This window comes from Clostridium transplantifaecale (genome assembly GCF_900626075.1).
GTDB lineage: Bacteria > Bacillota > Clostridia > Lachnospirales > Lachnospiraceae > Otoolea > Otoolea transplantifaecalis.
Genome location: NZ_UYZY01000004.1, coordinates 478088 through 499195, shown reverse-complemented (window position 1 = coordinate 499195; position 21108 = coordinate 478088). Strand labels below are relative to the sequence as shown.

General features: G+C 49.4%; 13 protein-coding genes. 3 read left to right on the top strand and 10 right to left on the bottom strand.

From position 1 onward, the window contains the following. Positions 1–36: 36 nt before the first annotated feature. Positions 37–1356 carry an HlyC/CorC family transporter gene (locus tag EJL91_RS17120; RefSeq protein ID WP_423243452.1) on the bottom strand — a complete coding sequence of 440 codons (1320 nt, stop codon included), beginning with the start codon at positions 1354–1356 and terminating at the stop codon, positions 37–39. A gap of 170 nt (positions 1357–1526) precedes the next feature. Between EJL91_RS17120 and EJL91_RS17115 the strand changes: the two genes are divergently transcribed. Next, positions 1527–2363, top strand: a complete 837-nt coding sequence (locus EJL91_RS17115) for a BadF/BadG/BcrA/BcrD ATPase family protein (RefSeq protein ID WP_125143170.1) — start codon at positions 1527–1529, stop codon at positions 2361–2363. Positions 2364–2465: 102 nt separating this feature from the next. On the opposite strand, the gene lspA is transcribed toward EJL91_RS17115, so the two are convergent. Then, on the bottom strand, positions 2466–2966 hold the full coding sequence (lspA, locus tag EJL91_RS17110) for a signal peptidase II (RefSeq protein ID WP_125143169.1): 501 nt from the start codon (positions 2964–2966) through the stop codon (positions 2466–2468). 168 nt (positions 2967–3134) lie between these two features. On the opposite strand from lspA, the gene EJL91_RS17105 reads away from it, so the two are divergent. Further along, positions 3135–4829: a S8 family peptidase gene (locus EJL91_RS17105; RefSeq protein WP_125143168.1), complete on the top strand. Its 1695-nt coding sequence runs from the start codon at positions 3135–3137 to the stop codon at positions 4827–4829. Between the two features lie 48 nt (positions 4830–4877). Here EJL91_RS17105 and clpX read toward each other — a convergent pair whose 3' ends face one another. The 3 genes from clpX to EJL91_RS17090 form a co-directional block, all read right to left on the bottom strand. Beyond that, a complete protein-coding gene (gene clpX / locus EJL91_RS17100; protein ID WP_423243451.1) occupies positions 4878–6368 on the bottom strand; it encodes an ATP-dependent Clp protease ATP-binding subunit ClpX in 1491 nt (496 codons plus the stop codon). Between the two features lie 46 nt (positions 6369–6414). After that, positions 6415–7827, bottom strand: a complete 1413-nt coding sequence (locus EJL91_RS17095) for a transglutaminase-like domain-containing protein (protein ID WP_243125425.1) — start codon at positions 7825–7827, stop codon at positions 6415–6417. Between the two features lie 551 nt (positions 7828–8378). Continuing rightward, on the bottom strand, positions 8379–9926 hold the full coding sequence (locus EJL91_RS17090) for a S1C family serine protease (RefSeq protein WP_125143167.1): 1548 nt from the start codon (positions 9924–9926) through the stop codon (positions 8379–8381). A gap of 1120 nt (positions 9927–11046) precedes the next feature. On the opposite strand from EJL91_RS17090, the gene EJL91_RS17085 reads away from it, so the two are divergent. Continuing rightward, positions 11047–12255 carry a class I SAM-dependent rRNA methyltransferase gene (locus tag EJL91_RS17085; protein ID WP_125143166.1) on the top strand — a complete coding sequence of 403 codons (1209 nt, stop codon included), beginning with the start codon at positions 11047–11049 and terminating at the stop codon, positions 12253–12255. 162 nt (positions 12256–12417) lie between these two features. Here EJL91_RS17085 and EJL91_RS17080 read toward each other — a convergent pair whose 3' ends face one another. From EJL91_RS17080 to EJL91_RS17060, 5 genes are all read right to left on the bottom strand, one after another. Next, positions 12418–14421 (bottom strand): LCP family protein, encoded by a 2004-nt coding sequence (locus tag EJL91_RS17080; protein ID WP_125143165.1) that lies wholly within the window; start codon positions 14419–14421, stop codon positions 12418–12420. A 24-nt stretch (positions 14422–14445) separates the two neighbouring features. Then, positions 14446–15867: an undecaprenyl-phosphate glucose phosphotransferase gene (locus EJL91_RS17075; RefSeq protein WP_125143164.1), complete on the bottom strand. Its 1422-nt coding sequence runs from the start codon at positions 15865–15867 to the stop codon at positions 14446–14448. Between the two features lie 82 nt (positions 15868–15949). Then, positions 15950–17908 (bottom strand): LCP family protein, encoded by a 1959-nt coding sequence (locus tag EJL91_RS17070; protein WP_125143163.1) that lies wholly within the window; start codon positions 17906–17908, stop codon positions 15950–15952. Next, entirely contained in the window at positions 17908–18909 is a 1002-nt protein-coding gene (locus EJL91_RS17065; RefSeq protein WP_125143162.1) for a glycosyltransferase family 2 protein, read from the bottom strand. Before EJL91_RS17065 ends, EJL91_RS17070 begins: the two co-directional genes overlap by 1 nt. A gap of 11 nt (positions 18910–18920) precedes the next feature. Then, a complete protein-coding gene (locus EJL91_RS17060) occupies positions 18921–21107 on the bottom strand; it encodes a glycosyltransferase family 2 protein (protein ID WP_125143161.1) in 2187 nt (728 codons plus the stop codon). Position 21108: the final 1 nt, after the last annotated feature.

Here is a 21108-nt window from a genome sequence, read left to right as displayed (position 1 = left end):
CTCCTCCTGGGCAGTAAACACACGGGGATTACTTTTCTAATGTTTCTCTTCCTTTTTCTCTGCTTCTTCCTCCCGCATCGCCGTTACGGCCTCCACCGGATTCAGAATATATACATGGATTTTATCGATTCTGTTCTTCTCCACGCTGTCCACTCTCAGGCGGACATTATCTATCACAACGTCCTCCCCCTCCTCGGGTAGGTGATCCAGAAGTCCTATCACCAGGCCGCCGATTGAATCGTAATCCTCCGACTGAAGACTCAGCTCCAGGTGGTCATTTAAGTCCGCCAGCTTCATGGAACCTTCCACCACGTATTCCTTCGGGCTGATTTGGATCAGGGAATTCTCCTCATCCTCGTCGTATTCATCACGTATCTCCCCGACGATCTCCTCCAGCATATCTTCAAGCGTAATCAGGCCCGCCGTTGCACCGTATTCATCCAGGACGATAACGATATTAATCATCGCCTTCCTCATCTCAATCATCAGCTCCGAAACCTTCTTGAACTCATAGGTATAGAGAGGCTGGCGCAGATAACTCCTCACCGAAAAGTCTTCCCTGTTCTCCGCCAGGAAAATATCCTTGATGTTGATGATACCCAGCACATTGTCCGTCGTCTCTTCATAGACGGGAAACCTGGTGTACTTTTCCTCACGGAACAGGTCAATCAGTTCTTCGTAACTGCTGTTCACATCCACAAAACTCATATCGATACGCGGCACCATCACGTCTTTTGCGACGGCGTCACCGAAATCAAACACATTGTTGATCATCTTTTTCTCTTCTGACTCGATTACGCCCTCCTCATGGCTGACCTGCACGATCGTCCTCAGCTCGTCCTCGGTGATGGACTCACCTCTCTTATTCGGATCTACCCGGAAGATTTTCAACACAAAAAAGGAGAGGTGGTTCACAACATAAATCACCGGCGTCAAAATGATCATAATAATATATATGATTTTTGCAAAACGAAGCGCTATATTCTCTGCTGATAGGGTGGAAATTGTCTTCGGCGTAATCTCACCGAACACAAGAATAAGTAAAGTCAGCACACCTGTCGCAAATCCCACTGCCTCATTACCCCACACTCTGGTCGCCAGCAGCGTGGACAGGGACGAAGCATAAAGGTTTACGATATTATTGCCGATCAGAATCGCACTGAGCATCTTGCCCGGGTTACTGATTACTTTCATGACAAACTCGGCTCTGCCGTCACCGGCGTCGGCCAAATTCCTCATCCGAATCTTATTCACCGTGGTAAGGGCAGTCTCTGACGATGAGAAAAATGCAGATAGAGCAAGTAAAACAACTAATATAAGCAACTGTATGGCGTCACTTGAATCCAAAAAGATCACTCCTATTTTTACATATTTTATAGCTGATTTTACATTATTTCATAGAGCCTGTCAAGTTACATTCAGTTACATTCAGGCGAAATCCCGGCTTGCTAAAAAACCGCCCTCTGTATATAATGGTAATAATTCGGATATTGAACGGATTACTCTCAACACGGAAGGAAAAAATCATGAAAGCAACGATTGGTATCGATATCGGCGGCTCTACGACGAAAATCGCCGGGTTTTCAGAGAATAAGAAGCTTCTCGGCACGCTGCAGGTCAAGGCCTCGGATCAGATGACGTCCATGTATGGCGCTCTCGGCCGTTTTCTGCGCGAACAGAAACTCTCACTGGGAGATGTGTCTAAAATCGTACTTACCGGAGTGGGTGCCTCTTTTGTTAATGAAGATATTTATGGGATCCCGACCGTTAAAGCGGTGGAACTGGACGCCATTGCCCGCGGTGGACTGGCTCTCGCGGGTCTGGACGCGGCCCTGATCGTCAGCATCGGCACCGGCACTGCCTTTGTAAGGGCGGATCAAAACGAGATCCGTCATATCGGCGGCAGTGGAGTCGGCGGAGGGACGCTCTCCGGACTGGCCTCACATTTTCTCCATGAAAGTGACATCTTTGTTCTGTCCTCCATGGCGGAAAAAGGCAATCTGTCAAAGGTGGATCTGATGATGAGCGATATTTTCTGCGGTGACATCGCCTCACTGCCCCCGGAACTGACCGCCGCCAACTTCGGAAAAGTAAAAAATGACGCCAGCGACTGTGACGTCGCTGCCGCCCTGTTTAATCTTGTATATCAGACCGTCGGTGTCCTGGCTATCTTTGCCCTGACGAACGATACACTGACCGATATTGTCCTGACGGGTTCTCTTGCCTGTCTGCCGCCGGCCGTAAAGGTATTTGACGTGTTTGAGAAGATGAAGGACCTCTATGGCGTCCGCTTCATCATCCCGCCGAACGCCGCTTTTGCAACCGCCATCGGCGCGGTTATGCTGAACTTTGACGAAAACTGAGACAGATAAATATAACTGCAGAGTCCTGGAAAATCCGGCGCCCTGCAGTTTTTCAATCTTACTTTTTTTAATTCTTCCCGTTCTCTTATTCTTCCCGTTCTTTTATTTTTCTTTTTCCATCACTTTTTCCGGTATGTTCTTATGCTCTGTGCCGGGAAAAAACTCCGACACGGTCAGAAGAAAGGTTCCAAAGAAGATGCAGAGGTCGCCTATATTAAATACCACCTTTTTAAGCCACCCAAACTGAAAACTGAAATAGTCGACCACGTATCCCCGCTTCATCCTGTCGAAAAGATTGCTGAGCGCTCCTGCCGTCACAAAAGTAAAGCCAAGTTTATCGATAAAGCGGCCCTTCCTCGTCAAAAGCCACAGAAAAACGCCTGTCACGGCTGACGTGAATGCAAGCGGAACGTTTTTCACAAGCTCCTTGTTCTGTTTGAGAAGTCCAAAACAGAACCCTTCATTGTGATTCCTGTACAGTCTGATTCTTCCGGAAGTTCCCCCTAAATCCCTGGGATATTCTTCCGGTCTCCCAGCTTCTGTTTTACCCTTTAAAAAAATATCGAGCCCAAACAGTCCTGCCATTAAACCCAGAAAATACATTTTCGCCCTCCTATTCTTTTTCTCTCTGTTTTATCTTTCACTGCCTCTATCGTACCATCTTTTTACTGTCCCGTAAAGGTAACAGACGGTAGTTTCTAAAGCTTTACAACTGATAATATTTTTCCCGCTCCGGCATATATTAATAAAAACAATTTAAGGAAATTTCACATGCCGTGCACTGAAAATCCTGCATCCGAATCAATCGCCGATTTTATTCAGCGTTTCTATGTATTCTCTCCTCTTTCCATCCTGGAAGGTGAGGATTTCTGTTTTGATTTTGTCAATAACCAGTTTGTTATTATCTACCGTCCGCTCTCTGAAGTGGAACCGATATCCACCGAGAGGATAGGATACGACGCAATCCCAAGCCTTTATACCCTGCTGGACTCCACCAATATGGAAAGCGCCGGTATTTTAAAGACCTTTGATCAGCCGCAGCTCGCATTTAAGGGGCGCGGAACATTGATTGGCATTATTGATACCGGGATTGATTATCAAAATCCGCTTTTCAGAAATCCCGACGGTTCTACGAGGATTGTTGGAATTTGGGATCAGTCAATAGAAGGTCCCGGACTTGAGGCGGGTGATATCGTAGAAGATATCCGATATGGAACCGCATACACAGAAGAACAGATTAATGAAGCTTTAAGAAGCGAGAATCCACTTTCAATTGTCCCCTCGGTAGACACCAACGGACACGGCACCTTCATGGCCGCCATAGCCGGAGGTAATCAGGTCCCTGCTGAAAATTTTACCGGAGCAGCGCCCGAATGCAGGTTTGCAATCGTAAAACTGAAACCGGCAAAAAAATATCTCAGGGATTTTTACATGATCACCGAGGATGCAATCGCCTTTCAGGAAAACGACATTATGCTCGGAATTAAATACCTGAGGATTATGGCCAGAACTTACCAGCTTCCAATTACTACGGTCCTGGGGCTGGGCACCAACACAGGAAGTCACAGCGGCACCTCCCCGCTTGCCCGCTATCTGAACGACACCAGCAATAACGTGGGACAGATCAGCGTAGTTGCAGGAGGCAATGAGACCGGTCTGGGTCATCATTTTCTCGGCCACATCTCCTCTGAAGAAGAATTTGAGGAAGTGGAACTGAGAGTCGGCGCCAATGAACCAGGATTTACAATGGAACTGTGGGCCAGAGAATCCGAACTGTACTCTATTTCCTTTATCTCTCCAACCGGTGAGCAGATTCCAAGGGTTCCGAATACTTCCCCCGTAGAACACCGGCTCACTTTTCTACTGGAAGATACGGTAATCTACTTAAGTTACAGCGGAGCGGAGAGCGCAACCGGCAGCCAGCTCATCCTGATGCGTTTTCAGACTCCCACACCGGGAATTTGGAAAATCAGGGTCCACAATGCCCTGGTTATCCAGGGAGAATACCACATCTGGCTTCCGGCCGCAGGCCTTATCTCGGATAATACCTTTTTCCTGCGCCCCGATCCCAACACCATTATCACAGATCCTGGAAATTCGGCCGTCGTCATCACCACAGCCGCCTATAACCACCGCAACAATAGCATCTACATTCATTCCAGCAGGGGTTATACCCGTAACGGCGCAATCAAACCCGATCTGGCAGCTCCGGGAGTCAACGTCAATATCCCCGGCAACCTGACGGCAACCGGCACTTCCGTCGCAGCGGCACATATGGCCGGTGCAGCGGCCAATATTCTCTCATGGGCCATCACGGGCAATAATGATCTCACAATCAACACCACCTCGGCCAAATCCATGCTGATCCGCGGCGCCCGCCGGAATCCCAATTTCATTTACCCGAACAGGGAATGGGGATATGGGATGCTGGATCTCTATAATTCATTCCTGCAGTTAAGGCTGTAGCCATATTGAAGTTTGGCCTTACGGCCTGACCGTCATGCGTCAAAACCTTTATCCTCTCATTTCAATCATTGGCCCGCCGCTCTTTTCCAGATAGGCTCTCGTTATGACAACTGAGCCGATATTGGAATCCTTCGGTATCTCATACATGATGTCGAGCATAAACTCCTCGATAATCGCTCTGAGCGCGCGGGCTCCCGTTTCCTTCTTAAGCGCTTCCTCTGCAATCCACTCCAGCGCCTCATCCTCAAATACAAGCTTCACCTCATCCAGCTCCAGAAGCTTAATATACTGCTTAAGGATCGCATTCTTCGGCTCTTTCAGGACCTGGACCATCAGTTCCTTTGTGAGGGCCTGCAGCGTCACCACGATAGGAAGACGGCCGAGGAACTCGGGAATCATGCCGAATGCGCGCAGATCTTCCGTCGTCACCTTGGAGAGTATGTTCGGGTCCGACTCATATTTGTCGCGAAGCTCTCCCATAAATCCCATCGTCGTGGATTTTGTCAGACGTTCCTTGATAATCCCTTCCAAATCCGGGAATGCCCCGCCGCAGATAAACAGGATATTATTCGTATCAACCGTCGTCATCGGAGTCAGGGCATTCTTCTGGTTTGAGCCCACCGGCACCTCCACCTGGCTTCCCTCCAGAAGTTTCAGAAGCTCCTGCTGCACCGATTCGCCGCTGACGTCACGGTTGGTAATATTCTTCTTTTTTGCAATCTTGTCGATCTCATCGATAAAGATAATACCGTGTTCCGCTTTCTCCACATCGTTATCCGCCGCCGAGAGAAGCTTGGAAACCACACTTTCAATATCATCGCCGATATAGCCGGCCTCCGTAAGTGACGTGGCGTCGGCAATAGCCAACGGCACATCCAGAAGGCGGGCCAGCGTCTTTACCAGATAAGTCTTGCCGCTTCCGGTAGGTCCAAGCATCAGGATATTAGACTTCTCAATCAGGACATCCTTTTCTTCCCCGTCCTCTTTCGGTGTGCCGTTCTGCAGAAGAACGCGCTTGTAATGGTTATAGACAGCCACGGAGATCACTTTTTTTGCCTTCTCCTGGCCTATCACGTACTCATCAAGGCGTGATTTAATCACATGGGGAGCCGGAATATCACGGATGCTGAATTCCGCTTTCTGCTTTTCTTCCTCTTTTTTCTTCTTCACCTTATTCTTTTTGGGAATCTCCATATTAAGGCCGTCCATGTTGGGAAGATCGTTGAGGTTCATGTTCATATACGGCATATTCTGCAGCTTGCTGAAATCAAATCCGCTCTGTGTTACGGAATCAAATGCCTTCTGCATGCAGTCGTGGCAGAAATTCATTCCGCCCGGCATTGTGATCATGGTTCCCGCCTTGCTCTCCGGCCGGCGGCACACGTAGCAGATTTTCTCATAATCGTCGTCGCTGTCGGAATGGTTCTCTTTTCCCGGAACCGTCTCCCGGTTAACGCTGCTATCCACATTCTGCACCGAATCATTATCATGTTCCGTGGACACGCTCTCTTCCAATTTATCTTTTTCTCTGTCTTCCAACGTCTGTTTCCTCCTGTCTGTAAATGCACAATTCGTTTCTTTATCTTTACAGTTCCCTGATTTCCACTATTTCCTGGATCGTCTCAAATTCTCCGTAAACCAGCGCCCTGTCCTCATACTCCGCTTCCCCCATCTGATTGTCGTATGGGTCGCTTCCATGCCACCTCATCGGGGGCATAAACTGCCATCCAAACTCTGAATTCATAGGAATCCTGAATGGATCCAGATTCCCAAAATAGAATTCCCTTCTCTCTTCCTTACCGTCGCGGTATGCGCCTCCGCCAAACGAGCAGTCCGCATAAAGCCAGCCGTAGGGTTCAATATAAAACTGTGCCCAGTCGTGGCAGCCGATATCCCGCGGACTGGCGTAAAGACCAGCCTGCCATCTGGCCGGAATACCTGCAATCCTGCAAAGGGTAATGAACAGGAGGGCCTGTATTCCACAGTCACCTTTTTGCCCCGAAGCCGCATATCCCGGAATGTCGGTTATTGTAAAATAAGATCGGACAAAGGAATAATTCACATGAGAAGTAATATAATCATAGATAAGTTTCGCTTTGCGCAGCGGATCTGTTTCTTCCCCTGTGACCTCCCCGGCCAGGCTCTTAAGAAACGGCGTGAACCGGATCTGCGGAAGCTGTTCTCCCAGCCAGTCTTTCAGCCTGCTTCCGTCGGGAAGAATCTTCTCCCCGTCCGCCTTCATACCTCCTGCGTATGGTTCCAGTGCAGTATAAGGCGTATGGTTCTCGAATTCATATTCGATGGAAAAACAGTGTTCCTTCCCTGCCTCCGCCTCAAAGCAGACCGTCCTCTGAGGCCAGAGCGGCGGCGCGATGCAGAGCGGTTCCATCGATGTGTAAAGAAGCCTGAAATTTCTCACCTGGGAATATTCAAGCGGTATCGGCAGGTAAACTCTTATCTTTTTCCCCTGCTCCACAGCATCTTCTCTGAGCTTCATCGTGGTCCTGATATGAAAATAGCAGGCAAGGCCTCCCGATTCTTTCATCTTTTTAACCGTTTTATCTCTGAGAATCCCTTCCTGTATTCCATCCTCCAACAGAGACCTGTCACAGACGCGCTCCCTGATATCTGCTCTTGTCTTTATGAGATTGTCGAAGAAATCATCTTTAATCCTTCTCTCTCCCTCGATAAACATCCAGTCAACCGCATTATCGTCAATTAGGTCTTCCAATTCCTCCGCAGTAAATTTCCCGACTTTTTCCGCCGCAAGCTCCATGGCCTGCTCCGTGGTATATGGGTACTGCAGGGGAAGCCGGCTTATGATTTCGCGTTCCAGCCTGAGCCTTTCCTTCAACATCTTTGGCAAATCCTTTTCAAGACGTATTTCAATCAGGCGGAGCGCTCTGTTAAAATCTCCGTGCCATTTCAGTTTCTCTATATCCTCCGGCAGCGGCGCAGTAAGCGCAGCCAGATTTTTCGCTCTGTTTTCTTCCATCATGATACGTTCCTCCATCCTTCGGCAGCTACCGCAGTTAAAGTATCCGCCCTGCTTCCCAGTATACAATATTTACCTTGAAAAGTCATTGGAAAGTTTTGTTGCAGAAGGCAGACGCCGCCCGGCCGGTTACTGTTCACACCGCATTGCGCTGTGAACAATAACACGCTTCGCGATGCACAGAAATGGCAAAGAACGCCATTTCGCGCCGCAGAACTCGGGATTTTCACGAAAAACACGTGAAAACACCTCGCGGAATACATCCCGAGTGAACAGTAACCCCGGCCGTGCCCCCTCCCCTCCGGCGGACAGCAGGAGGGGAGGGGCACTGGAACGAGCTAAAAAGCTGTTACGCACGCAGAGAGCCGCTGTGCCCTGAAGGTAAAATGTTCTATTCACATTCTGCCCGTTCCGTGCACAGCGGCCCCGCTGTTCTTCCGGTATATGTTTTCTTCCGGAGTACGTTTCCTTCCGGTGTATGCTTTTTTCCGGTGTATATTTAGTTGTTATGCTTCACAGTACACTGTTTACCTGCAAAGAGTGTTCTGTTTCATTTAGTTCTGCTGTACTTCCTGTTTCTGGCTGTCTTTTTTGAACCCTAATGTAATCTGTACCTGCCGTTCAACATAGGCTCCGTTTTCCAGGCTCTGTACCGTAAGAGTTACATTGGAACCGCCCTTGTAGTAGGTCAGCATCTTCTGAAGCTCATCTCCTGTCTTAACTGTCTCACCGTCAAATTTTGTGATGATATCACGCTCACGCAGGTCGGAATTTGCCGCAGCTCCGCCCTCCACAATCTTATACACATAGATTCCTTCCGGCATTCCATAAGCCTGTGCCATTCTGCTGTCAATATTCTGAAGCTGGATTCCCAGATATCCCTGCTGATCCTCATCCACGGTGATCTTCGTCGTCTTTGTCATCAGATCGTCAATGATGTCCTTGGCAAAAGAAATCGGGATGGCATATCCGATACCCTCAACATCCGTATCCGCATATTTGGCGGCGTTGATTCCAATCACCTCGCCCTGCATGTTAAGGAGCGCTCCGCCGCTGTTGCCGGGGTTGATAGCCGCGTCCACCTGAAGGAGCGTCCTGTCCACTCCGCCGATGGTCACTTCTTTATTCAGTGCGCTTACATAACCTACCGTCACGGACTGGCCCTGGCCGAGTGCATTACCTATGGCAACTACTCCCTGGCCCAGTTTCAGTGTATCGGAATCGCCCAGTGTGGCCGGCTGGATTTTCCCTCTCGTCTCCTCCGGGATATCGGAAAGGCTGACCGCGATTACAGCCAGATCCGAATCAGAGTCCGTACCCTTGACCGCTGCTTTCACCGTTGTATTGTCGATAAATGTGACAGAAAGCTCCTCCGAACCTTCTACCACATGATTGTTCGTCACAATCAGAAGTTCCGAATCATTCTGGCCTGCAATAATACCGGAACCGCTGCTCGGCACCTCGTAGGACTGTTTTCCGAAAAACCAGTCTTCCTGTGTGTAGATCATCTTATTATTAATAGCTACGACGGACGGCATTGCCTTGTCAACAATTGCCGACACATCATTACCCGTGGAAACAGGCACTGCCGCCGCTGTTGTCGGCTGTTCCGCCGCAGCCTGCGTCGAAAGCGCAGCCGCCTCACTGCTCTGCACCGTCTCCTGCGTCATGCGCTCGGTCAGGATGTTCACACCCGCCATCGTCCCTCCGGCCACACAGCCGAAAAGGATTCCCGCGGCCGCAATCCCTGCGAACCGCTTTGCCACATGACCGCTTCTTCTGTGGCCGCGGTTCGGTTCCTGAGGAATATAACTTCTGTCCGGTTTTCTGTCCTGACCGGCGCCGTCTCTTCGCTCCGAACCTTCAGTATTTCCCCTGTATCTTCCATCAGGATCTCCCGCATTACCGGTGTATCTTCCATCAGAGCCTCCCGGATTTCCCGTATATCTGGAATCATGGTAACCTCCATAACTGTTCTCTGGCCTCCTGGAAGAATTGCTGTCTGCATAAGCCCCTTCCGTATAATTTAAATCATTATCAGGATTGTGATCCGGACCCAGGCCGCTGCCCTGGCGATTGTCATGTTCATTTTCATTATACATAATCATGTCTCCTCTCTGTTTTCTATTTTTCTATCATTTTTTCTGTATTTATCTTTTTACAAGGCTTAGTCTATCAGCTATTTGTGATAGAACTGTGAAGAAAATATCATCAAATTATGTTTTATAAAATTTTTATTATTTAGTTGAAAAATGAGGACGCCGCCGTCAGGCCGGGGACCGGGGTGGTGAGGGGGATCGATGAGTCTTTCGTCCCGGTGGAAGGTTATCGTGGGCGGGGAATCCGGGCAGAAAAAGTTCCTGCGGGAAACGCTTTCGCTCGTTGGAGTACATAACGGTCACTAACCTCGAAAATACCTCGGTAAGTGCCGATGAACTCCCAGGTTCCCTCCGGAATCTTTTTCTCCCTTCTTCCCCACAAGAAGGTTATGTCCGGGACGAAAGACTCAGCCCAGGATAGCGGCCCGGCCCCCGGCCTGCGGCGGCTGATCTGTCCTATTTCTTCAATGGGGGAGGCGCTTGTCGCTGCCACTACGTTTCTCTGGATGCCTTAAAACTACATCCTGTTCACGATGAAACTATGGAAACTTACAATCTTATAATCTTAGAGTGTTTATGCTGATACTTTTTTATGCAGCTCAAACCAAGGTGTCGTCAGAATGTAAACTAGTTACGACTATATGGTGGCCGCGACAATACCACCACCCCACTTGACGAAAGAGACAATCAGCCCCTGAAGCCGGCGGACGGGGCAACACCTTCCCTGAGTCTTCAGTCCCGCCAACACCCTCCCCGGGGAAGGAAGAGAAAAACTTTCCGAAGGGAGACCTTGAAGCCCGCCGGTGCTTAGCGACACATTGAGCACTTAGCGAGGTCTCTTCGAGCTTAGTGCAAAAGCGTGCGGTGGCAGGTCCTTTCGAGCTTAGCATCCGCTGTGCGCTTCACAAGCGGGAGCGAGTCCCCGCAGGAATTTTTTTCTCCGGATTCCCCCTCACCACACCCTACCAACCGGGACTGAAGACTCATACACACCCTCCCACCACCCCGTCCGCCATCTTACAGAGGCGTCCTCGCATCTCAATTAAATCCCTATTCTGCTTGCCACCCTTTTCCCACTCCTGTATACTTGTAACAAAACAATAAAAGAAAGAGGGATAACGACATGAATGAACAGGCAGTAGTCCATATAAAAAAAGGTGAAGCCCGTTCCCTGAAGGCAGGGGGAATGTGGATTTATGATAATGAAATAGAACGGATTGAAGGAGAATTTGAAAACGGGGACATGGTAAGAGTGCTGGACTTTGACGGCTATATCCTGGGGACTGGGTTTATCAACACCCGTTCCAAGCTGACCGTCCGCATGATGTCACGCAGAAAAGATACGGTAATCGACAATGCTTTTATTGAGATGCGTGTTAGGAATGCCTGGGAATACAGGAAGGCCACGGTGGACACCTCCAGCTGCCGCATCATTTTCGGTGAGGCCGATTTCCTGCCAGGCATCGTGGTTGATAAATTTTCCGATGTCCTCGTTGTGGAATCACTGGCGCTCGGCGTCGACCGCTTAAAACCCGTCATCCTGGACTGCCTGAAAAAAGCACTTCAGGAAGACGGAATCAGCATCCGGGGTATCTATGAGCGCAGCGACGCCAAGGTACGGCTTCAGGAGGGTATGGAACGGTATAAGGGATTTATCGGAGAACCGTTCGACACCCGAGTGGAGATTGAAGAAAATGGGGTACGCTATTATGTCGATGTGAAAGACGGACAGAAAACCGGGTTTTTCCTGGATCAGAAATATAACCGTCTGGCCATTCAGAAACTCTGCAAAGGAAAACGTGTCCTGGACTGTTTCACCCACACCGGCTCCTTTGCCCTGAATGCGGCAGTCTCGGGGGCCAAAGAAGTCCTCGGTGTGGATGCCTCGGAGCTGGGAATCGCACAGGCGAGGGAAAATGCCGAATTAAACGGCGTATCCGAAACCGCCTCCTTCCTCTGCGCCGATGTGTTTGAACTTTTACCTGAGCTGGAACAGAAGGGGGAAAAGTTTGACGTCGTTATCCTAGATCCTCCCGCTTTCACGAAATCCAGAAACTCTATCAAGAATGCGGTCAAGGGATACCGGGAAATCAATATGAGAGGACTTAAGCTGGTAAAAGACGGAGGGTTCCTCGCCACCTGCTCCTGTTCCCACTTCATGAATCCGGAGCTTTTTGCAAAAACCATCCGCGAGGCCGCCGCAAGCGTGCACAAACGCCTCCGCCAGGTGGAATATCGGACACAAGCTGCGGACCATCCGATTCTCTGGTCCGGCGATGAATCTTCCTACTATCTGAAGTTTTATATTTTCCAGGTATGTGACGAAAAATAAAAAACAAAATACGGGAATATCCAATGTGCCCGTCACACAGTTCACTGACAAAGCAGCGCCCCTGCGGTCCGGTTTCCTGAAAACCTGTCCCGCAGGGGCGCTGTCGTTCTTTACTATATAATACGGTTCTATAATAATCCTATTCTGTTATAATTTGAAACTCTAATATCCCGGCGGGCCCGAATACTCCACGTTGTTCCCGGAATTGTTGGACCCCGGCGTGTTATAATTGCCGCCGTTTCCACTTCCCGTACCCGTTCCCGGAGGCAGAATCACACCCGTGTCCGTATTGCTCCCCGGCGTCTGATTCTGATTCTGGGAGTTGGAGGATCCGCCTCCCGGCGCATTATTGTAGCTCGGTGAGGTTTCGCTTCCCGGTGCATTACTATTTCCGTTGCTGCCGCCTCCCGGGTAGTAACCGCCGGTGCCCTCCGTACCCGGATACGTGCTTTCTTCCGTTGTCCCCGGCCTTATAACGCTTCCGGTCTCTGTCTCACCGGGTCTCTCCGAGGGTTTTGACGGATTGCTCTCATTCTCCCTCGACGGGAATATCATATTACCCTGGGAATCTGTTTCAGCCTCCGTAGGCCTGCCCGGGTAATATCCCGAGGATGACGATTCATCTGTTCCGTGGGTGCTGTGCTCATTCTCGCCAGATTCATTTGTAATATCAATTCCATGCTCCTTGGTCTCTTTCGTCTCATCTGCCGCCGTCGACTTCGGAACCTGTCCGCCGCCCGTTCCCACGTCACCGGCAGGCTTGGCTTCCTTTGCAAGGCCAGTATCGGAAATAATCTTTCTGCTGATACTCTTTACCGTATCCGTCGGTACATAATTCTCATCACCAAACAGGAACTTATGGAGTTCGATTACATTTTTCTCCAGAGTCTGAGGGATGACGCAGTCTCCCTTCTTCCCCATCTTAGCTTCCCCTCTGGAGCTTGGGAAGCCGGTGGTATCGCCCATATGGAACTTGGGCAGTGTTCTCGCTACCGAAAGCAGATCGCTGAGCTGGATACTGGTCGAAACCTGCGGATATATGGTCTGTATCACATTGTTGATCGTCGACCAGTCGGCTTTCTTAAACTTCTCAAATGCAAGGGTAATGACCTTCCTCTGCCGTTCCGTTCTGGCATAGTCCGTATCCATGAGGCGGAGCCTTCCGTAAGCCACTGCCTGGACACCGTCCAGATGATTCATTCCCGTCTTTTTCAGATGGACGGAATAAACTCCCGTCGCCTTGACCGTCTCGGTGATGAAGGCATTAATATAGTAAAGCTCCGCCTTACTTATCTCCACATCGATACCGCCCAGGATATTGATGGCATCCGCCACTGCCTTCCAGTTAAAGGTGGCGTAATCGTCTATATCCAGATCCAGGTTCTTGTTCAGCGCTTTTACAGCCTGCTCGGGACCGCCCTGCAGGTACGCCGCATTGATTTTATTGTATGAATTTTTATCACTGACATTGAGGTACGTATCGCGGAAAATAGAAACCAGCTTAATCTCTCCCGTATCCATGTTAATATTACATACCATGTTTACATCCGAGTTGTTTCCCTTTCCCACCGATGAATTACGGCTGTCAACGCCGAAGACGGCAATCGTCCAGTACCCCTTCATCTGCTCCTGTTTTTCCTGTGAGATTTCAATATTTTTAATCTCATCCGGATTCCACTGGAGTCTCGACATGCCGCTCAGGCGCTTGTCCACATAGGAATATGCGGCGAAGGCAATGACACTCAGGAGAATCAGCACTTCAAAGAGAATAATAACAATCTTTCTTTTCCGTTTCTTCGCTTTTTTCCTGGCGGGAGTATTATAAATCCCTCCGCCTCTTTCCGGCTCACCGCGTCCTCTGCCCTTATCCTTTTCCTGCTTCGCCTCTTTCCGTCCGCGGCTCTTCTTCCGGCTTTCCTGCTCCTGCCTCGGCTTGCCGCGGTTTGGCTTTTCATGGCTCGGCCTCTCGTAATCCGGCCTGTCATAGTTTGGCCTGCGGCCGCCTCCGTCCGTAAATGTATCCGTGATCAGGTTAAGCCCAGGCTGTGAATACCCAGGCTCTCTGTATTTTCTCTGTTCAATTTCCCTGTCCCCCGTCCGTTTGACAGGCTGTCTGGCCCGGCTCTTCCTGTTTCTGGAGCGGTCCACCTCGTCATCATATCCCATGCAGCTGACCTCTTCTAATATATACTAATATGCATTCTTGTTGATAAATCCCTTAAAGAATGTCAGGAATAAAATTTTGAAATCAAATCCCAGGGTCCAGTTCTCAATATAGTAAAGATCGTGTTCAATTCTTTTCGTAATCGAAGTATCTCCCCTGTATCCGTTGACCTGAGCCCAACCGGTCATTCCCGGCCTGACCTGATGCTTAATCATATACCGTGGAATTTCCTCTTTAAACTTCTCCACAAAGAACGGCCGTTCCGGCCTCGGTCCGACAAGGCTCATATCGCCTTTCAGGACATTAAACAGCTGCGGCATCTCATCGATGCTTGTCTTTCTGATAAAACGGCCGATGGAGGTAACTCTCGGATCTCCCGGCGTTGTCCACTGGCTTTTCTCTTTAACCGCGGGCTGAACCGTCATAGAACGGAACTTATACATCTTAAAAGGTTTATTATGAAGTCCGACGCGCTCCTGGCTGAAAATAACCGGTCCCGGAGATGTTATCTTGATCCCGATTACAGTCAGCAGCATAAACGGCGAGAATAAAACCAGAGCCACCAGCGCTCCAAAAATATCCACGCTCCGCTTTACCGTCGCATTCATAAGACTGGTCAGAGGGACATGGCGAATATGGATGACGGGAAGGCCCTGGAGATCCTCCATAAATGGTTTCGTCGGAATAAAGTTGTGGTAATCCGGGATAAATTTCGTATGGACACCAGATTTCTCACAGACGGCCACGATCCGCTCCAAAGCGCCGTACTCTTTGATACTCAGCGTGATGGCAATCTCATCCAGGGTGTTAAGCTCAAGAATTGTATTCAGATCGGTTGTTTTGCCGATGACCCGCACATCCTTGTATTCCTTGCCCCACTCCTCGTGATCGTCCAGGATTCCCCTGACCTTGTATCCCCATTCAGGGTTGGCATTCACCCGGTCGATAAATCCTTCGGCCGCACGGCTGTATCCCACAAGGAGGAGATGCTTCTGGTTATACCCCTTTGAACGCATCGAGCGAAGCGCCTTGCGCAGAATATTCCTGACCAGGACCTCACTGATTACATTGATTGCAAAAAAAACTACCAGCATGGAGCCGGAAAAGTTTACAAAATATGGGTTTTTTCTGAGTGCGAACAGGAACAGTGAAATGATCAGAAGGCCGATTGTGTTGGCTTTCAGAATATTCGCCAGCTCAAGCCTGCGCCCCTGCACCCGTTTCGGTGTATATAAATGAAAGAAAGCATAAAGGATCAGATAAAACGGCACAATAACCACGGCAGTCATCAGGTATACGACCGCCATTACCTGTTTATTGTGGGGCGTTACACCAAACCACGGATTCCCAATCTGGATATACCACGCCAGGGCATAGGAAAGCAATATTACAATAGCGTCCAATACCACATGGAAATTATTCAGACGTTTCTGATTATCTTTTATCATAGTATCTCACCTAGATCCTGCTGTTATTCATCAAAGCGGTGAAAAGCACGTTCTACGGACCTTTCACCGCCATTCTTTTTTCTCAGGCTCCCGGTCCTGAAGGACCGCTTCCGCCAGGTGACTGGTTGGAAACAGTATTCGTCCCCGAGGAAGAATTGCCGCCTGACGGGGAATTATTTCCTGAAGGAGAAATGCTGCCCGATGGGGAATTGTTCCCCGAAGGAGAGTTGCTGCCCGATGTTGGATTGCTGTTCGGTGAAACAGAGCTTTCCTCCGTTGGCTTACTGTTGTTCTCCTTTGTTTCTCCCGGTTTTGTCACATTTGAATTTCCCGGTCCTGTCGCTGCCGGACCCGTTGCATTGCCGTCCGGATCGGCCTCTGTCGTCTTATCGGAGCCAGGTTTGGAGGAGCTTGAAGGTCTTGTGGAGGATCCGGGACCGCTTCCCGGGCCTACGCTGCCTGGTCCGTAATTCTCATTGTCCTCATCGTCCCAGTCGGGCCAGTCGTCCCAGTCATCCCAACCGTCTTCCGTGCTGGATTCGCTGCTGTCTGCCGTTCCGCTCTCGTCGGTGGATGATTCGTCGGTCTCATCGGTCTCTTCCGTAGAAGATTCCCTCGTAGCATCCTCGGCCGCCTTCTTATCGGCTGCCGCTGCTGCCGCCTTATCCGCCTGTTTCTGGGCCTGTCTCTTTACATAGGAACGGGCATTCACTCCCTGGTCAACCGCAACATGGCCAATCAGTTTTCCCTCATTATACATTCCTGAGACACTGGCGATATGCTCGCTGTACTGGCTGACATTGGACGGTACCTTGTAGTCGGATGCGTCAAAAAGAAATTTATGGAGTTCTGTTACGTTATATTCAAGCGTCTGCGGTACAACGCAATCTCCGATTTTTCCGATGTCCATCTCTCCCCTGGCCGCCGGGAATCCATAGGTATCCCCCATATGATAGGTGGTAATATTCCTGGCAAGAGGAATCAGATCGGTAATCGTAATGTTTGTGGCAATCTGAGGCATAACCGTCTCAATTACACAGTTTAAGGTAACCCAGTCGGCTTTTTTCGCTTTTTCAAAAGCCTTGTTGAGGACGATACGCTGACGCTCCGTACGGGCAAAGTCCGTATCTCCCAGCCGCAAACGGCCGTAAGCTACAGCCTGAACACCATCCAGATGCACATCACCGGCTTTTTTAAGATGGGTGGAATAAATCCCCGTCTCTTCAACTGTCTCGGTAATGTATGCATTAATCCAGGAAAATTCATTTTCACTGATCGTGATGTCGATCCCTCCAAGGATATTGATGGCATCTGCCACTGCCTTCCAGTTAAATGTAGCATACTGGGTCATGTTGAGGCCCAGGTTTTTATTGAGAGCCTTTACTGCCTGTTCGGGTCCGCCCTGCGCATAAGCGTAGTTAATCTTATTATAAGAATTTTTGTCATTTACATTCAGATAAGTGTCCCTGAATACGGAAACGAGTTTAATCTCTCCGGTCTCCAGATTGACGTTACAGATCATATTGACATCCGCGTTCGTTCCTTTTCCTACGTTCATTTTACCGCCGACACTTCTGGAATCCACGCCGAAACAGGCAATTGTCAGATAGCCCTTCATTCCTTCAATCTGATCCTGAGTAAGGTTTACGTTCTGTACCTCCTCTTCATTAAAGTCAATCACCTGGAGGGAACCAAAGGTTCTTTCGTATATGTACCAGCCTGCAGCTCCTACTACCAGCACAAGAAGAATCAGAATCTCCGCCGCAATAATCATGATACGTTTTTTCTTATCAGGCCTTCTCTTTCTGTTGTTTACTTTCTGTTCTCTGCGTCCGCGTCCGGAAGTGCCTGAGGTTTTACTTCCGCGTACGGAACTTCCTCTGCTTCCCCTGGGCCCGCTGTATCCGGAACGGAAAGCGTCACCGCTGTCCGACGCACTGCGCCTCGTTTCCGCGCTGTGCCCGGAACCACGTTTTTCGGCAGCACGTCTCTGCTCCCTGCGGGCCCTCATGCGCTCCAGCTCATCGTCCTCATAACTCATTAAGACACCTCAACTTTCGCCATTTTTTTCTTTCGTCTTCTGACGGCAAATTCATATACATAGACGAACGTGCCGGCAATCAGCTCCATCTCAATTGTGAGATAGTGCCTCAGGTTTTCCGGCCTGTATTTCACCTTTTTGCAGGTGTGTGCCGTCTTAAGACCTTCTTTCAGACCTTCCAGATAATCTTTTTCATACCCCAGTTTTCTGAAAAACAGATACTTGAGAAACGTCCCCGCTGCGATCGGAACCGCATTAACCAGAAGCTGCAAAAACGGCATATTCTTATAATTTAAATAAACATTATTCCGCGCCGCCAGCTTCACTTTAAAAGAATTGTACTTGGAACCGCTGGTTCCGCTGCCCACATGGTACACAACCGCCTGAGGACAGTATATATTGTCATATCCGGCAATTTTTGCCCGGTATCCCACGTCGATGTCTTCCAGATAGGCAAAGTGCATCTCATCAAAATAGCCTATCTGTTCAAATACTTCCCGGCGGTAGATAGCCGCACCGGCACAGGCCGAAAATACCCTGCACGGTTTCCGGTAACGCTTTACGTCCTGGCCGACTCCGCGCTGGTAGGCCCAGCCGAGCAGAGAGTACATATCACCGGCGTCATCCATAAGCTCCGGATGGTACATCTGAATCATCCTGCTGCTGACGGAAAAAATCTTCGGTGAACAGGAAACTGCCCTGACCATCTCGGCAACAAAATATTCATCCACCCTGGTATCATTATTCAGAAGAAGCACATAAGGCGTATCCGCCGCTTTAATGCCGATGTTGACCGCACCGGAAAATCCCGTATTTTCACTGAGGAAAACCGTTTCAATCCGATGCTCGTTAAGCCACTCCACACTTCCGTCGGAGGAGCCGTTATCCACAACCAGAATTTTAAAATTCCTGTAAGTCTGGGCTTTCAGCGCTCCGATACACTCATCCATGAACTTAAGCCCGTTATAGTTGGGAATAATAACCGTTGTTGTTAATTCCATATTCATTTCCTTTAAATTTCCAGCTTGTATGGTTCCCCTATCTTTTCCTTCTTCAGATCCCTCAGGGCAAAATTCGATTTCCTGAGCGTCAGGTTCGGGTTGTAATATGGATCGCCGTCCCGTAATATCTCCGGCCACTTTTCAGAGAATATCTTTATCTCCCTGTTAAAGCGCTCTACCTTCTCCGGAGTGTCCTCCAGTCCCCTGGACTTGGATTCGTAATGATATAACAGGGCATATGGGTTGTATACCACCAGTTTACCTGCTCTGCGCACTTTCATGCAATAGTCGATGTCATTAAAAGCAATAGCCAGTTCTTCCGAGAAGCCGCCGACCTCCTCAAACAGAGCCTTCTTGCTCATCATACAGGCCGCCGTCACCGCACTGTAATCCTGTGTGCTCATCGCGCGGTGGAAATAGCTGTTCTCCGCCTGGTGCAGGCCGATAAACGTATGGCCGGCGATTCCTCCGAATCCCACGACAACACCGGCATGCTGAATCGTATCATCCTGATAAAGAAGCTTCGCTCCTACAATGCCCACCTCGTCACGCTGGCAGAGTCCCAGCATTTCCTCGATAAAATTCGGGGCTATCAGTTCGGTATCGTTATTTAAAAACAGCAGATACTTTCCATTTGCAAATGTCACGCCGAAATTGTTGATCGCCGCATAATTAAACTCGCGCTCCCATTTTACGACACGGACATTGGTAAATTCCGTCTGTATCTTATCATAGTATTCAAATGTTTCTTTTTTCGTACTGTTATTCTCAACTATTACGAATTCCACGTTCCTGTAGGTGGCTCGCTCGCAGATGCCGCGGATGCAGGTGTCCAGATCCACATGGTGGTCCTTGTTAGGAATAATAACGGAGACAAGCGGGTTTCCGTTAATCCGGTAAACCGAGTGGTAAATCCCGTAATCCACTCCCTTTTCCACCTTTTCCGCCTCGATGCCGACTCTGTCATAATGGGCCATGATTGCCCTGGCTCCGGCCTCGAACGCGTAAAGCTTGCTCTCCGGGTTGCTGGCCGTGGAATCCTGATGGCAGCGCCAGTGGTACAGCACCTTCGGGATATGGCAGATCCTGGCCGCCTTCTCCGTACAGCGGAATATGAAATCGTAATCCTGGGCGCCGTCGAATTCGTTTCTGAATCCTCCGACCTCAGCCGCCAGTTCGTGGCTCACCACGAACAGATGGCAGATATAATTGACGCTGCACAGTAAATCAATATTAAAATCGGGTTTGAAGTGGGGATCAAAAAGAGCCCCGCCGTCCATATCCATTTTATCCTCATCGGAATAAAGAACATCGCATTCCGGGTTCTGATTAATCGTCCTTGCACATTCATACAGGGCGTCCGCCGTCATCACATCGTCGTGATCGGCCAGTACGATGAAATCGCCGTCGGCCATGTCAATCGCCGCATTGGTATTGCCGGAAATTCCTTTGTTCTCTCCGAGAATCACATATTTAAAACGTCTGTCTTTTTCCGCATAGCGGCGCAGGACGCGTTCCACACTCTCGCCTCTCGGGCTTCCGTCGGCGACGCAGACTTCCCAGTTCCCATACGTCTGCTCCTGAATTGAATCCAGCATCTCCTTCAGATACCGCTCCGGCGTCTTGAAAACAGGGATAACGATGGAAAACTTCGGCATATAGTCAAAGCGTTCCTGCCTCTGCCGTTCCAGTTCTTCGGGAGACGGTTTCGTCAGGGAATACCACTCTCCGTAGTCATAATCGTTGTCAATCCCCTGAAGCTTATGACGGGATTTCAGAAGAAGAGCCTTAAACCCGTTTTCTTTCCAGAAATCCAGGCAGACATGGACCGTCTCCATGTTCATCAGATCGCGTATCTTCTGCATTCTCTTGTGGGCCACACTGCTTCTCTTCTTAATTAAATCCTCGTTGTATTTAACCCTGATACGTCTGCTCTCCCCGCGGATCACCAGATAATAATCCTTTCCCCGCTCATAAGGAAACTGGATGTCAAAGCCGAATTCCCGGTCCAGCACCCTGCCGAAATAGATTTGGCTCACATCATCCCTTCTGGTTGGAACATACTTATACTGAAGCGGATTATGGGCTTCGTCCTCGACTCCATACGTAATCTTCGTATCCGGCGTCTTTCCGATGGCCCAGCCGTTAAGCTGTATGGAATTTTCCCGTATTCTTACCACATCCACATTAAATTTCATA

Excerpts from the sequence above, each read along its gene's own strand:
- EJL91_RS17070 (WP_125143163.1), bottom strand. The coding sequence starts at position 17,908 with ATGAGTTATGAGGACGATGAGCTGGAGCGCATGAGGGCCCGCAGGGAG.
- EJL91_RS17060 (WP_125143161.1), bottom strand. The coding sequence starts at position 21,107 with ATGAAATTTAATGTGGATGTGGTAAGAATACGGGAAAATTCCATACAG.
- EJL91_RS17080 (WP_125143165.1), bottom strand. The coding sequence starts at position 14,421 with ATGGGATATGATGACGAGGTGGACCGCTCCAGAAACAGGAAGAGCCGG.
- EJL91_RS17065 (WP_125143162.1), bottom strand. The coding sequence starts at position 18,909 with ATGGAATTAACAACAACGGTTATTATTCCCAACTATAACGGGCTTAAG.
- EJL91_RS17090 (WP_125143167.1), bottom strand. The coding sequence starts at position 9,926 with ATGTATAATGAAAATGAACATGACAATCGCCAGGGCAGCGGCCTGGGT.
- EJL91_RS17115 (WP_125143170.1), top strand. The coding sequence starts at position 1,527 with ATGAAAGCAACGATTGGTATCGATATCGGCGGCTCTACGACGAAAATC.
- EJL91_RS17095 (WP_243125425.1), bottom strand. The coding sequence starts at position 7,827 with ATGATGGAAGAAAACAGAGCGAAAAATCTGGCTGCGCTTACTGCGCCG.
- lspA (WP_125143169.1), bottom strand. The coding sequence starts at position 2,966 with ATGTATTTTCTGGGTTTAATGGCAGGACTGTTTGGGCTCGATATTTTT.
- EJL91_RS17105 (WP_125143168.1), top strand. The coding sequence starts at position 3,135 with ATGCCGTGCACTGAAAATCCTGCATCCGAATCAATCGCCGATTTTATT.
- EJL91_RS17085 (WP_125143166.1), top strand. The coding sequence starts at position 11,047 with ATGAATGAACAGGCAGTAGTCCATATAAAAAAAGGTGAAGCCCGTTCC.
- EJL91_RS17075 (WP_125143164.1), bottom strand. The coding sequence starts at position 15,867 with ATGATAAAAGATAATCAGAAACGTCTGAATAATTTCCATGTGGTATTG.